Origin of the sequence: Spirosoma oryzicola, assembly GCF_021233055.1 — a bacterium.
Classification (GTDB): Bacteria; Bacteroidota; Bacteroidia; order Cytophagales; family Spirosomataceae; genus Spirosoma; species Spirosoma oryzicola.
On sequence record NZ_CP089538.1, the window covers coordinates 4331872 to 4346046 of the forward strand.

At 49.3% G+C, this 14175-nt stretch carries 10 protein-coding genes; 6 read left to right on the top strand and 4 right to left on the bottom strand.

The window, feature by feature from the left end:
• Positions 1-47: 47 nt before the first annotated feature.
• Positions 48-1415, top strand: coding sequence for a M24 family metallopeptidase (locus LQ777_RS18385; protein ID WP_232559399.1), 1368 nt, complete (start codon positions 48-50; stop codon positions 1413-1415).
• Positions 1416-1468: 53 nt separating this feature from the next.
• Here LQ777_RS18385 and LQ777_RS18390 read toward each other — a convergent pair whose 3' ends face one another.
• Both LQ777_RS18390 and LQ777_RS18395 read right to left on the bottom strand, forming a co-directional pair.
• Positions 1469-2596: an efflux RND transporter periplasmic adaptor subunit gene (locus LQ777_RS18390; RefSeq protein ID WP_232559400.1), complete on the bottom strand. Its 1128-nt coding sequence runs from the start codon at positions 2594-2596 to the stop codon at positions 1469-1471.
• Positions 2580-5897: an efflux RND transporter permease subunit gene (locus LQ777_RS18395; RefSeq protein WP_232559401.1), complete on the bottom strand. Its 3318-nt coding sequence runs from the start codon at positions 5895-5897 to the stop codon at positions 2580-2582. Before LQ777_RS18395 ends, LQ777_RS18390 begins: the two co-directional genes overlap by 17 nt.
• A gap of 439 nt (positions 5898-6336) precedes the next feature.
• Between LQ777_RS18395 and LQ777_RS18400 the strand changes: the two genes are divergently transcribed.
• The gene (locus LQ777_RS18400) at positions 6337-6924 is read left to right on the top strand and encodes a hypothetical protein (RefSeq protein WP_232559402.1); all 588 of its coding nucleotides are present in this window, start codon (positions 6337-6339) and stop codon (positions 6922-6924) included.
• Between the two features lie 75 nt (positions 6925-6999).
• Here the strand turns inward: LQ777_RS18400 and fbaA are convergent, their stop codons facing one another.
• Positions 7000-8079 carry a class II fructose-bisphosphate aldolase gene (gene fbaA / locus LQ777_RS18405; protein ID WP_232559403.1) on the bottom strand — a complete coding sequence of 360 codons (1080 nt, stop codon included), beginning with the start codon at positions 8077-8079 and terminating at the stop codon, positions 7000-7002.
• A gap of 142 nt (positions 8080-8221) precedes the next feature.
• On the opposite strand from fbaA, the gene LQ777_RS18410 reads away from it, so the two are divergent.
• From LQ777_RS18410 to LQ777_RS18420, 3 genes are all read left to right on the top strand, one after another.
• Complete coding sequence (locus LQ777_RS18410) at positions 8222-8869, top strand: hypothetical protein (RefSeq protein ID WP_232559404.1); 648 nt, start codon at positions 8222-8224, stop codon at positions 8867-8869.
• A 94-nt stretch (positions 8870-8963) separates the two neighbouring features.
• Entirely contained in the window at positions 8964-9737 is a 774-nt protein-coding gene (locus LQ777_RS18415) for a sugar phosphate isomerase/epimerase family protein (RefSeq protein ID WP_232559405.1), read from the top strand.
• A gap of 98 nt (positions 9738-9835) precedes the next feature.
• Complete coding sequence (locus LQ777_RS18420; protein WP_232559406.1) at positions 9836-11398, top strand: hypothetical protein; 1563 nt, start codon at positions 9836-9838, stop codon at positions 11396-11398.
• Here LQ777_RS18420 and LQ777_RS18425 read toward each other — a convergent pair.
• A complete protein-coding gene (locus LQ777_RS18425; RefSeq protein ID WP_232559407.1) occupies positions 11367-11597 on the bottom strand; it encodes a DUF2905 domain-containing protein in 231 nt (76 codons plus the stop codon). The genes LQ777_RS18420 and LQ777_RS18425 overlap by 32 nt on opposite strands.
• A 530-nt stretch (positions 11598-12127) precedes the next feature.
• Here LQ777_RS18425 and LQ777_RS18430 point away from each other — a divergent pair.
• Positions 12128-14170 carry a DEAD/DEAH box helicase gene (locus LQ777_RS18430; protein ID WP_232559408.1) on the top strand — a complete coding sequence of 681 codons (2043 nt, stop codon included), beginning with the start codon at positions 12128-12130 and terminating at the stop codon, positions 14168-14170.
• Positions 14171-14175 lie beyond the last annotated feature (5 nt).

The following is a 14175-nucleotide window of genomic DNA, read 5'->3' on the forward strand; positions in this document are numbered from 1 at the left end:
ATAAGGTCTTGCGTATCTTGCCACAAACTGCTCACAACCTGAACACTATGCATCGATCATTACAGTTTCTTCTTTTATTTTTCTTACTCTCTTCTACCCTATCCATTGCTCAGCCGTCTGCTGTGCTGACCGAACGCGAACGGGCGCGGGTGGTTGATGACATTTTGGATGACCGCTTCACGAATCTGCTGCCCCAACTTATGCGCCGGGAAGGCATCGATATGTGGGTGATTATCTCCCGCGAGTACAACGAAGATCCGGTTCTGCGGACGATGTTACCGTCAACCTGGCTATCGGCCCGCCGACGTACCATCATCGTCTTTTTCGACCAGGGGAAAGATGCAAAAGGAAACGATAAGGGCGTCGAAAAGCTGGCAATCGCTCGCTACGACGTAGGTAATTTACTCAAAGGAGCCTGGGATATCGACGTTCGCCCGAACCAGTGGGAAGCGTTGTCGAAGATTATCGAAGAGCGAAAGCCGAAGAAAATCGGACTGAACAGTTCCACCAACTACGGCCATGCCGACGGACTGTCGTTTACAGAGCACGAAGAATTTTTAAAGAAGCTACCAGCCGATTACCAGAAGCGGATTGTTTCGGCGGAGAAAATAGCCGTTGGCTGGCTCGAAACGCGGACCGAGAAAGAAATGGCGATCTATCCGCTTATTTGCCGTCTGTCGCACCAAATCATTCAGGAAGGCTTTTCAGAACAGGTCATTCAGCCCGGCGTTACCACGACCGACGATGTCGTCTGGTGGTTTCGCCAGCGCATCACGAATCTTGGTCTCGACACGTGGTTTCACCCGACGGTTGATGTGCAACGCGCCGACGAGCAGGATTTTAACCACCTGCGCACGTTTTCGAAGCGGCCCGACAAACAGGTGATCATGCCGGGTGATCTGCTTCACGTCGATTTTGGCATTACCTACCTGCGCCTGAACACCGATCAACAACAACACGCGTACGTGTTGAAGCCCGGCGAAACCGATGTACCGGAGTCGCTTAAAGCCGCTTTCAAGCAAGGCAACCGGTTGCAGGACATTCTTACCGAACAATTTAAAGCTGGAAAAACGGGCAATCAAATGCTTCTGGCCGCGCTGGAGCAATCGCAGAAAGAAGGTATCAAAGGAACCATCTACTCCCACCCGATTGGCGTTCACGGCCACGCGGCTGGCCCAACCATTGGCCTGTGGGATCAGCAGAAAGGCGTTCCCGGCGCTGGCGATTATCCACTGCTGGCCAACACTGCCTATTCGATTGAACTGAATGCCGCCGTCGAAATTCCGGAATGGAAGAAAGTGGTGCGGATCATGCTCGAAGAAGACGGTTTTTTCGACGGAAATACGTTCCGCTACATCGACGGTCGACAAACGGAAATTTATACCATCCCCCGAAAATTGGGATATGTCAAATAACAAAAAGAGCCGCAAGGGATGACTTGCGGCTCTTTTTGTTTACTTCGGTATTACTATTTCACATTTACCGGCGTACCATCGCGAATCTCTTCGTTGGCTGCCGTAATAAACTGATCGCCTTCGGTCAGCTGGCCAAATACTTCTACTTTGTCGTTGGCCTCAATTCCTCGTTTAACCGGCACATATTCCGCTTTCTTGTCTTTAACCCGAATCAGAAAAATGCCTGTTGTCGAGTTCACAACCGCCGATTTTGGGACAATAAACGTGCTGTTTTTAGTGGGCAGCGGTATGTTAACCTCCGCGATCATACCGGGCAACAACTTCTTGTCATTATTGATCACATCGACCTCGACCCGCTCCGACCGTAGTCGTTTGTCCAATGCGCCGGCCAACCGTTTCACTTGCCCGGTAAAGGTCTTATCGGGGAACGTCTTTACCGTAAAGCTCACCTGGTCGTTCTGATCGACATAGCCCGTGTACGTTTCGGGAACAGAAACTACCAGACGCAACCTTTTTTGCTCCGTCAACACAAAGAGCGGGAATTCAGACCCTTTGCCCGCTGGTCCGACATACGCGCCTGTGCTGGCATTCCGCGCACTGATAACGCCATCAAACGGAGCCCGGATTTGCAGGTATTGTCTCAGATCAGCCACTTCCCGATAGGCCGACTTAGCCGCATCCAATTGAGCCAGATCGGCATTGCGTTTGGCTAGTGCCTGATCCACGTCATTCTTCGAAACGGCCCCAGAAAATTTGCTGGCTTCGAGAATACGCTCGTAATTGGCTTTACTGGCGATAGACAAAGCCTCCTGCGCTTTCAGCTTTGATTCCGCCGACGCGAGCTGAGCGCCTAGTTCGGGGGCTTCGGCCAGGGCCAGCAACTGCCCTTTTTTTACTTCCGAACCGACATCCGCGTTCAGCGTTTTGATGTAACCCGTCACTCGGGCGTAAATATCGACATCCCGAAAGGCTACCAGTTCGCCGGGTAACTGTAGCGACGAAGCCAGTTTTCCTTTAGTCAGGCTAAACACCTCCAGAGCGGCCGGGGCTTCGGGAGCTTCGGATTCAGCTTCTTCTTCCTTTCCTTCGGATGAATGACAACTTGATAAAGCACTAAGCAGGAGTATTCCCCCCACAAGGGTAAGCAAACTACGGTATGGTTTATTAATGAACTGGTTCATAGGAGGATGGAATATAAAACTTACTTTCTTTGTCTTCAGGATCAAGCGATACCGACTCGGTCGAGGTGTTACCCTGTACCCAGGCAAATACCATCGGAAGAATAAACAAGGCCGCAAACGTCGATGCAATCAGACCACCAATCACGGCACGTCCCAGCGGAGCCGCCTGCGAACCACCTTCACCCAAACCTGATGCCATCGGAATCATCCCCACTACCATCGCAACACTCGTCATCAGAATAGGCCGTAATCGGACCGAAGCGGCTTCTTTGGCCGAAAGCAACGCATTGCCGTTTTTCAGGCGCAGTTCTTCGGCATTCGTTACCATCAGTACGGCGTTCGAAATAGAAACCCCCACCGACATGATCATACCCATATACGACTGCAAATTAAGCGTCGAACCAGTCAATATCAGCAGCAGCAGCGAGCCAAGCAATACCGCTGGTACCGTACACAAAACAACCAGCGATACTTTGAACGACTGGAAATTGGCAGCCAGCATCAGAAAAATAACGATGATGGCCGTGAACAAGCCCGTTTGCAGACTGTCCAGCGTTTCGATCAGTACTTGTGTCAGCCCCTGCATTTTAACCGTCAATCCACGGGGTAGTTCGCCCAGCGAATCGATGGCTTTCTGCACATCGTGCGCAGCGGTTCCCAGGTCCATATCGTTCAGGTTGGCCGTAACCGATAGCACCGGAATAGCCCCGACGTTGTCGTTTTCGCCGTAAGTCGTTCCGGTCCGGATGGTCGCGACATCGCTTAGTACCGGCCGGTTGGCGTTTGGCGTAATCGGAATTTCACCCAGATCGTTGACGCTTTTCATCTGGTTTTCCGGGACCTGCACCTGTACACTATAGCTCTGATTCGACTTTGGGTCGATCCACACGCTTTTCTCGGTATAACGCGACGACGAGGTCGAAGCAATCAACGAACGCGAGATAGACGACATATCCGTTCCTAACTGGGCAGCGCGGGTCCGGTCAACCGTTACGTTGATCGTTGGATACTTCGTAGCCTGCCCGATCTGCACATCACGCAGGTATGGGATCTTCTGAAGTTTCGCGATGACTTTATTCGCGTACTCTTCGTTTTGTTTTTTGTTTTTCCCCGTCAGCTTTACTTCAATCGGCGTTGGTGACCCCTGACTCAGGATCTTATCGGTCAACTCAATCGGTTCAAACGAAAGCTTAACGTCAGGTAACGCTTTGTTAATGCTGGCTCTGAATTTGTCTTTCAGTTCATCCAGGTCAACGTCATAGTCTCTTTTCAAACTTACCTGCAAAACGCCTTCCTGCGGTCCCGCCATAAACAGGTAAATCGGACTCGTCGAAAACTGAGCACCGTGCATCCCAACCATCGCTGACGTAATTTCGATGTTTTCCTTACCGACCAGCTTGTTCAGCACGTCAATGGTTTTGAGCATGGTGGTTTCGGTTTTTTCAAGCCGGGTTCCGTCGGGATTCCGCAACCGAACCTGAAACTGTCCCCCACCCGCTTTGGGCAACACGTCCCGGCCAATCGTCGTGATCAGCAGTCCAGCAATCGCCAGTGAGCCAACGACATAAACCAACACGATAGGCTTCCGGTACGGCATCGACCGCTCCATGAATCGCATGAAACGAGCCCGTACTCGTTCGAAGAAGCTGATTTTACCGTCGTTGTTCGCGTCGATCCGGTGCGCCATTTCTTCTTTCTGACTCAATATATCGTCGTGCGAATGATGACCATTCGAGCCGGTTTTACCGGTACCATTGACCGATATACGCTGCCCGTTTGCCGCTAGCACATCCTGTTTCGTGCCTTTTCCGTTCCCAACGGCATTGTGCTCTTTCATAAACCAGTTGGCCAGAACAGGAACCAGCGTCTGTGCCATCAGGTACGAGGTGATCATCGAGAAACCAATCGCCAGCGAGAGCGGCAGAAACAAGGCACCCGGAATGCCTTTCATGGTAAAAGCGGGTGCAAACACCGCCAGAATACAGAACAGAATCAGCAATTTCGAGAACGCGATTTCCTTACAGGCATCCCAGATGGCGAGCGCTTTGGGTTTGTGCATGTCCATATGCTGGTGGATATTTTCGATGGTTACCGTACTTTCATCGACCAGGATCCCGATAGCCAGCGACAACCCGCTCAGGGTCATAATATTGATCGTCTGCCCGAATAAGGACAGGAACAGAACGCCCGCAATGATACAGGTAGGAATGGTCACGATAACGATCAGCGCCCCGCGTAAATCACCCAGGAATAGGAGTACCATCAACCCCGTCAGGATAGCACCAATGGCGCCTTCCGTTATCAAGCTTTCTACGGCATTGATCACATAGACCGACTGGTCAAACGTATAGGTAAGTTTTACGTCTTCTGGCAATAGAGCCTGGAAGCGCGGCAGAGCCGCTTTCAAGTTCTGAACAACCTCCCAGGTCGATGCATCCGCCGACTTGGTAATCGGCAGATAAACCGAGCGTTTTCCGTTGACCAGCACGTAACCCTGCGTGATATCAGCGCCATCTTCAATGGTGGCAACGTCTCTCAGATACAGGTTCTGCACGGTACCGGTGTACAGCGGAATATTACCAAAATCATCAATTGTCTTGATGGTTGTATTGGCCGGCGTAAAATAGTTTAGATCGCCCACCCGCACGTTTCCGGCGGGGGTTGCCTGGTTGTTGATACGCAGAGCAGCTACCAGCTGATCGGGGGTCAGGTTATGCGCCCGCAGTAGAGTCGGGTCTGCTTTGATAACCACGGAACGCGAGTTACCGCCGAAGGGCGCTGGCGATACCAGACCCGGAATCGACGTAAAGCCGGAACGAATGTAAACGTTGGCTAAATCCTGTAATTCGTTGTTGGATCGATTGGGGCTGCTCAATACCAATTGCCCGACCGGCAACGTGGACGCATCGAAACGCAGAATAAACGGCGGCTGCGAACCGGGCGGAAACACCGCCTGTGCTCGGTTGGAGTAAGCCGACACTTCCGCAGCCGCCTGCGCCATATTGGTGCCTTCGTAGAACGACAGTTTAAGCAGCGTTATCCCCTGAATATTTTTGGTTTCAATACTTTTTACCCCCGATACATACAGGAGCAAGTTGACATACTGCTTACCAAAAAATGCCTCCATCTGGTCGGGGGTGTACCCACCAAACGGTTGAGAAATGTAAATAACCGGCAGATTCAGGTTTGGGAATATGTCAATTTTGATGGTACGAACGGCACCTACGCCGAAGTAAAATAAGCTAGCTACGATAACCAGAATCGTAATTGGCTTACGCAACGCGGATCGAATTAAATTCATTACTCGACTGAGCTAGTTAAATTGTTTACCTACAGATTGCATCCGAATCTGAAGCGTCACCCGGATTCTTACTAGTTTTCCAGAAAATATTACATTTCCCAGAATTCGATCTCAAAAGTTACGAATTTGACTGGTACTTTCCCAGGCTTATCAAAATGCTTTATAGCCTGACTGACCGTGTAAAAAATTTCCGCAACCCTCTATGCATGATCTACTTATGCATATATACCGAGTAGAAATCCTTAGTGTTTATTGTAAGCTTTGGTGATACTCAGTGCCTTTCGAAGAAGCCGATCTGATTTGTACTAGACTAGAAAAAAGTATTATTAAAAAGAGTTCAATGCTACAATTATAATTATGCGCATAAAGATCAATACATACCTTATATTTGACCCCGTTTTAAACAATCAATTCTCATTAGTTCATTTTATCATTCACCATGCAACGTAAAGTTTATTTACTTCTATCCACTCTGTTCACTGCCACCTTATTAAGCTGCTCGAAGTCTGATGACAACGTAACTCCCGCCGTAACCGTCACCCCTAAATCGCTGGCACGCTCTTGGTCTTTCTCTGATGTTAGCGTCAAGACACAGGCTAAATCGTATGTTATTCCATCTACCATCATAAAATCAGCAGATCAGAGAATATTTGGAGATGACAATACTATAACTATCGATTCAGCAGGTACATTTAGCTATTTGGAAGATGGCAACAAAATGACTGGCAAATGGAAGTTAGCGGATGCAAACACATTAGTGCTGACAGAAGCCGACGGTGAAAAATCGAACTGGAAAGTCAATAGCATCACCAGTACGGACATCGAATTGGCCAGTGTTAATGTGGATCTTACAAAAGGCATGACCAACGGTAATACCACTGTTTACTCGGATGAAGAAAATAACGTTGGGTTCTTGTCCCTTGTGCTTCTAACTTCCCTTGACAAGAAAGTGGGTGGCCCCTTTGACATGACCAATGAGCCGCAGCCTACGAGTGTTCAGCTGATTATGAAGGGTAAAGCGAAATAAGCTTCCTTTATTTAACAGCTTCTAAATAAAAAGGGCCTGTACAGTGTACAGGCCCTTTTCGTTGTTCGTATACATTTACGCCAGACGGTTGATGCAATTCAGATCTTCGAATGCTACTTTCAGGCGTTGTACCATGCTTTCTTCACCTTTACGAAGCCATACCCGTGGATCGTAGTATTTTTTGTTTGGCGAATCCGCTCCTTCGGGGTTACCCAGCTGCGATTGCAGATAGCCTTCTTTCGCTTTGTAATACATCAGAATACCTTCCCACATGGCCCACTGCATGTCCGTGTCGATGTTCATTTTCACGGCTCCGTAGCGGATCGCTTCCCGGATTTCGTCACGGCTCGAACCTGAACCACCGTGGAATACGAAGTTAACAGGCAGTGGTCCGGTGTTGTATTTCTCCTGGATGTAATTCTGTGAGTTGTTCAGAATAATCGGCGATAACTTCACATTACCGGGTTTGTACACACCGTGTACGTTTCCGAAGGCCGCAGCAATCGTGAAGTTTGGCGAAATTTTGCTTAGTTCTTCGTAAGCATAAGCGACTTCCGAAGGCTGGGTGTACAGTTTCGAATCGTCAACGTCTGTATTGTCAACGCCATCTTCTTCACCACCCGTTACGCCCAATTCGATTTCAAGCGTCATACCAATCTTGGCCATCCGCTCGAAGTATTTTGCGCAGATTTCGATGTTCTCTTCGAGAGGCTCTTCTGATAGGTCGAGCATGTGCGACGAGAAAAGCGGTTTACCTGTCTGGTCAAAGTGTTTTTCGCCAGCCGTGAGCAGACCGTCGATCCAAGGCAGCAATTTCTTAGCGCAGTGGTCCGTATGCAGGATTACGGGTACACCGTACAGTTCGGCAACGTGGTGCACGTGTAATGCTCCCGAGATAGAGCCTACAATAGCAGCCTGTTGTTTGTCGTTGGGCAAGCTTTTTCCAGCGTAGAAGATACCTCCTCCGTTCGAGAACTGGATGATTACCGGCGAGTTAACAGCTTTGGCCGTTTCTAACACGGCATTGACGGAGTCCGTACCGACAACATTGACAGCCGGAAGGGCGTAATCATTTTCGTTGGCGTGGCGGAAAATTTCGGTGACGCCTTCTCCGGTTACAACGCCGGGTGCAAAACGTGTGGCTACTTCGCTCATAGCTAGGGCTAAATTTTGGATTCGTTCAAGAAATAGTTTACCGAAAGATATTCGATTTAACTATTTGATTTCAGGGACAAAATTGCGGATATTCTGTAAATATTGCTACTATTACTTGATCTTACCTGTAATTCATCAATCCATGCCTTTTCTACTCCTTTTTGCTTTTCTTCTGGCTATTCAAAGTCAATTTGCTCATGGTCAGAAAGTCTATCCTGAATTGCCAGAACAGGACTATACTGTCTACTCCGCCGTTATCAATGAATACGCAAACTGTGGCGATACCAAATATGCTTCCCGGCAAAATCAGTTGATCTTTGTGAATACCGTTACCGAAGTCAAAACCCGGCATGGCTTTAGTTTTGACTTCGTAAACATACCGCAGGAATTAAACGAGTTGCTGCCCGCTCAATCCACCTTTCAGAATGAGCCGGCCTGGAAACAATTTATTGCGTCGATTGATACAAGTGCGTTTACTAAGCACACACTTACACGACCCATCAAAGCGCAGTGTCAACAGACCCAACTGTGGACGGATGCGCAGAACGCGTATTATTTTAGCGAACAAACAGCGCCACAACGAGGCTATGATGCCCTGCAAAAAGACTACGAAAACTTCGGCGCTATCGTTAGTTTCTCCAAAGTTGCTTATTCCAATGACCGTTCAAAAGCCGTTTGCTATTACGCCAGCGTACGTGATGGCTTAGCGGGCTCCGGCTATATTCTTTTTCTGGAACGATCAGGTACCTCCTGGAAAATAGCAGGGCGGGCGATGCTCTGGATAGCCTAGCTTGTTTTTCGAATGCGTTTTCTACCAACTTTGACGTACTAAACTAAGTCCTGAAACCATCTTGAAAACCTTATTTTTTTGCCCCTTGTGGGGAATGGAAAGTTTATCGTATCCCGAAGCCGCCCGTCGTGTAAAAGCCGCCGGTTATGACGGCATGGAAATTTCGGCGGGGCCTGACAAGCGCAAAGAAGCGGTTCAGGTAACGCACGATCATGGTCTCGAACTTGTACTGATGGCGTTCGGTGGGGGCAGCAACTTCCCTGAACACAAAAAGAAATACCGCGACGACCTTCTGGACATTGCTTCGCATAAGCCGCTCTTTATAAACGCACACACGGGTCATGACTACTTTACGTTCGAGCAAAATGCGGAGTTGATCCAAGTAGCAACCGAGGTGCAGAAACAAACCGGCATTCGTATTTTGCACGAAACCCACCGGGGACGGTTCTCGTACAGCGCTCCGGCCATTCAGTACTACCTGCTCAAAATTCCGGAACTGCGTCTGACCGCCGATTATTCACACTGGGTCAACGTAGCCGAGTCGTATTTAGGCGATCAGGCCGACAACGTGAATCGCGCCATTGCGGTCAGTGATCACATCCACTGCCGGGTTGGTCATCCCGAAGGGCCGCAGGTCAACGATCCCCGAGCCCCCGAATGGAAGGACGCCCTCGAAAGCCACGCGAAGTGGTGGGATGCGATTCGAGACCGCTTACAGAAAGCCAATACCCCCACCCTAACCGTCACCTGCGAATTTGGACCAGCCGGTTATCTGCCAACCCTGCCGTACACCCAGCAGCCGATTGCTAGCCAGTGGGACATTAACGTGTTTATGAAAGATTTTTTGAAAAAACGGTGGCAAGTCTAGCCGTTTTCTGGTTCTCCATATACGTAGAGTTCGGCCAATGCAATAAGATTTCGCCGGGATCTGTGTAATTGGAAAACGTACTTCGTAAATTCGGCTATATGACTCGACTTTTTATCATATGCTTTCTGCTTCTGGCCGTTATCCAGCGTCCGGCAAAGGCTCAATTGGCCCAGTCACTCCGAATTGAGATCCCGTCGGACCCCAACGAGTCAGAATCCTTTGACGTAACTCCGCTGGCCGAACGAGGGGTACTGATGACTATCCAGTCGGGCGGTTATTACGACAATGCCCCAATCCTGTTCAATTTCCAACGCTACAACAACGATCTCAAACAAATCTGGCGCACCGAGTTCAAACAAGACATCAAATTCCGATCTGTTCTTTCCTATAACAACGATCAGTACGTTTATTATCTTTTCCGGGAGTATGATACCGATAAGTTTCAGTTTCTGCGGCTACACCTTGACGATGGCGTTATTGAAACATTTGACGGCATCTTGCTCGATCAATTTGACATTCGACAGTTCAAAGTAATGGGTGGGCAGGCTTACGTCGGAGGCTATCACCACAGTCGCCCGGTCGTGATGTCGTTTTCTTTCTTCGACCACTCAACGAAGGTGCTGCCCGGCATGTACGTCAACCACATGGAAATCAGCAGCCTCGAAATTGACGAAGCGCGGCAGGAAGTTAACGTACTGGTTCACTCGACAAAGCGGCATTGCCGGTTCTCAATCCGGACGTACGCGTATGATAGTAAGCTGGTAAGAACAATTGATTTTGATAAAGCAAAATACACCCTGATCTCCGGCAAACTCTTACCGGTCAGTCAGAATGAATCGGTACTCGTCGGTAATTATTCAACCGACTGTACGCCTTATTCGCAAGGGATTTACGTAACGCGCATCCATCACGGCGATCAGGTCGATGCATCAACCGAAGCGGTAAATAACACGCAATACATTGAATTTTCGCAGCTTCAGAATTTCTTTAATTATATGAAACCCCACCGGCAACAGAAACTGCTGGCACGGGCCATGAAAAAGAAAGAAGAAGGCAAAGATTATAAGTTTCGGTATCGGCTGCTTGTACACGATCTTCAACCCACGCCCGATGGGTTAACATTGGTTGCCGAAGTGTATTACCCGCAGTATCGGGGCAATACGTTGGCGTACAGCGGTTATCTGCGCGGAGCTGATCGCTACGAAGGTTACCGGTACACCCACGCTTTCATTTGTGGGTTCGATCTTCAGGGAAAACTGCTTTGGGACAACTGTCTTCCGATCAAAGAATTGCTTAGCCCGGAGTTAACCGAAATGGTTCAAGTATCGCACCAGGGCGACCGAATGGTGCTTGCCTACCCCAACGACGGCGAAATTACAACGGAGGTCATTCAGGGGAATAAGGTTCTGAAAGAAACAGAAAAGTTTAAGCTTCAAACCAACACGGAAGACGAGAAGGTGACGTATTCAACGCAGGAAAATCTGATGGCCTGGTACGACCGGCATTTTCTCGCCTATGGCTTCCAGAAAATTGCGCCTTCGAAGAATTACGCCAGTCAACGAGAAGTCTTCTACCTTAATAAACTTACCTATACCCCAGAACCTGTCGACACAAAATCAGCCAACGCAGCTAGCCGAAGAAACGGCGGATCAGAACGATAACCAGGTTCAAGACAATACTAACAACGATACAAGTCACGATAGGAAAGTAAAACCCTCCACCGTCTTTCCCCTCAATTCGGATGTCGCCGGGTAGGCGGCCTAACCAGTTCAGTTTGTCGCCCAAAAAGTAAAAGACAATCCCAATGACCATCAGTACCGCCCCAATGGCGATGATGTATTTAGCGATACCTACGTTCATGCGGTCTATTCTAACGAGTTTGAAACACTAACAGTCAGCGATGGGCAAATGATTTCGGCGCTTAATTGCCAATGTTATTAATACATCAGGAGTTTGAACTTTTTTATTCGACCAGCGTGTTATCAAGACGTAAACATTCTGAAATAAGTCCAATCATTTTAAGCCAAATTTGCTTTTTTCCGGATTATTTCTTAGTTTTGCACTAGATTTTTACAAGCGACATCCGTCGTTTCTCTGTTTCTCTCCTTTTTTATACGCTGAGCTAGGTCTGACAGAGTCCGGTATGGATGTACAGGATGGGTTTCTGTGTGGATTCTCTTGCGCGTGGGCTAATCGTCTAATTGTTCGGGTCAGTAGCTGACTTATTGTCGTCCTCCTTTGCTAGGGTGAGACCAGGCCGCAGAAGCGGTTTGTGGTCCTTGTTGGGTCGTTTGGGCAATCGTTCGTTGGGCAATTCTTGCAGTATCGCGCCGTTTATGGCCACTAACTCGTCTTCGCTTGGATGATTATGACAATCTTTTTCCAAGTTAATGAACACGACAAACACAAACATTGACGGTCAGGACGAAAACCTGATCGTAGATCAACAAACAACCGACGTTGCACAAAACGACGCAAACGACGTAGAAACGCCGGTTTCGAACACGGAGGTTCAGCAGGCTGTCGCCGAAGTAGTTTCTGTAGAAGACGCTCCTGTAGATAGCGCTCCTAAAGCCGATCCGAACAAGCCTTTGTTCTCTAGTCTGGACATTTCCGATGAACTGTTACAGGCGGTTACCGATATGGGTTTCACTAGCCCATCGCCCATTCAGGCCGAAGCGATTCCACCGATTCTTGCTGGACGTGACGTTATTGGACAGGCACAGACGGGTACGGGTAAAACAGCCGCTTTTGGTATTCCGGCTCTTGAATTGATTGATGTTCAGGACCGTTCGGTCCAGACACTGATCCTTTGCCCAACGCGTGAGCTGGCTTTACAGGTTGCCGATGAGATCAAAAAATTGGCAAAATACAAGCGTGGTGTTCGCGTTGAAGCGATTTACGGTGGTGATTCCATCGAGCGGCAGATTCGTTCGTTAAAGAGTGGTGTTCATATCGTGATCGGTACACCAGGCCGGGTTATGGACCACATGGAACGGAATACCCTCAAGCTCGACCACGTTAAGATGATGATTCTTGACGAAGCGGACGAAATGCTGGATATGGGCTTCCGGGAAGATATCGAGAGCATTCTGGACGAAATGCCCGAAGAGCGTCAGACGATCCTGTTCTCGGCTACGATGTCGAAGCCGATCATGCAGATCACGCAGAAATTCCAGAAAGATCCGGTGCTGGTGAAAGTTGTCAAGAAAGAATTGACAAACACCAACATCGAACAGGTTTATTTCGAAGTAAAACCAAAGGCGAAAGTTGAGGTTATGTGCCGTCTGATCGACATGTACGACCTGAAACTGCTGCTGGTTTTCTGTAATACGAAGCGGAAAGTCGACGAGATCGTTGAAGACCTGCAAATTCGGGGCTATCAGGCCGAAGGGTTGCACGGTGATCTGCGTCAGGCACAACGCAACAATGTGATGAGCAAATTCCGGTCGGGTACAACCAGCATCCTGGTTGCTACGGACGTGGCTGCTCGTGGTATCGACGTTGACGATGTAGACGCGGTGATCAACTTTGACATTCCGCTCGACGAAGAATATTACGTACACCGCATTGGCCGGACGGGCCGCGCGGGCAAATCGGGCCGGGCGTTCTCGCTGGTTGGCCGGGACGAAAAATACCGTTTCCGCGAAATCCAGTCGTACACCAAAGTACGCGTTGAAAAAGGCGTAATTCCTTCTTTTGAAGATATCGTTGGTGTCCGCAAAGCCCGGTTCATCGAACAAATCCGGCAGACCGTTGCAGACAGTCAGGATCTCGACCTGTACACGGACATGCTTACCCAACTGCAACACGCGGGCTTCTCGACCGAGCAGATCGTAGCCGCCCTAGTGAAACGCAGCATGGGTCTGGAGAAAAACGAATTTGCCGATCAGAACCTTGGTCTGGAAGATGACCGTCGTCGGGAACGCAATGAAGGTCGTGATCGCTATGCTGATCGGGGCCGTGGTGACCGGGGCGAAAGCCGCTTTGGCGATCGTCGGGGTCGTAGCGAAGGAGCGGGTAGCCGCTTTGGTGATCGGGATCGCAATGACCGGGGTGGCTCACGCTTCGGTGATCGGGATCGTAATGATCGGGGTGGTTCTCGCTTCGGTGATCGCAACGAAGGTCCACGTGATGGAGGTGGCCGCCGTGGTTATTTCGACCGCGACGATCAACGTGCTCCCCGCGAACGCGATGCGAACATGACTCGTCTGATGGTAAGCATCGGTCGTAAAGATTACGTCCGTCCGGGCGACATCGTTGGTGCCATTGCTGGTGAAGCTAATATTCCCGGCAACACAATCGGCAGCATCGATATTTTCGACAAGCACACCTACGTTGACGTTCCGAAAGAAGTTGCCAACCGCGTTCTTGACGTGATGGAAGGCAATACAATTAAAGGACGCCGGGTGAACATTGAGATTGCTCGGTAGTTTTA

What these genes read in the sequence shown, in the direction of transcription:
- LQ777_RS18385 (WP_232559399.1), top strand. Translation starts at nt 48, where the DNA reads ATGCATCGATCATTACAGTTTCTTCTTTTATTTTTCTTACTCTCTTCT.
- LQ777_RS18390 (WP_232559400.1), bottom strand. Translation starts at nt 2,596, where the DNA reads ATGAACCAGTTCATTAATAAACCATACCGTAGTTTGCTTACCCTTGTG.
- LQ777_RS18395 (WP_232559401.1), bottom strand. Translation starts at nt 5,897, where the DNA reads ATGAATTTAATTCGATCCGCGTTGCGTAAGCCAATTACGATTCTGGTT.
- LQ777_RS18400 (WP_232559402.1), top strand. Translation starts at nt 6,337, where the DNA reads ATGCAACGTAAAGTTTATTTACTTCTATCCACTCTGTTCACTGCCACC.
- fbaA (WP_232559403.1), bottom strand. Translation starts at nt 8,079, where the DNA reads ATGAGCGAAGTAGCCACACGTTTTGCACCCGGCGTTGTAACCGGAGAA.
- LQ777_RS18410 (WP_232559404.1), top strand. Translation starts at nt 8,222, where the DNA reads ATGCCTTTTCTACTCCTTTTTGCTTTTCTTCTGGCTATTCAAAGTCAA.
- LQ777_RS18415 (WP_232559405.1), top strand. Translation starts at nt 8,964, where the DNA reads ATGGAAAGTTTATCGTATCCCGAAGCCGCCCGTCGTGTAAAAGCCGCC.
- LQ777_RS18420 (WP_232559406.1), top strand. Translation starts at nt 9,836, where the DNA reads ATGACTCGACTTTTTATCATATGCTTTCTGCTTCTGGCCGTTATCCAG.
- LQ777_RS18425 (WP_232559407.1), bottom strand. Translation starts at nt 11,597, where the DNA reads ATGAACGTAGGTATCGCTAAATACATCATCGCCATTGGGGCGGTACTG.
- LQ777_RS18430 (WP_232559408.1), top strand. Translation starts at nt 12,128, where the DNA reads ATGAACACGACAAACACAAACATTGACGGTCAGGACGAAAACCTGATC.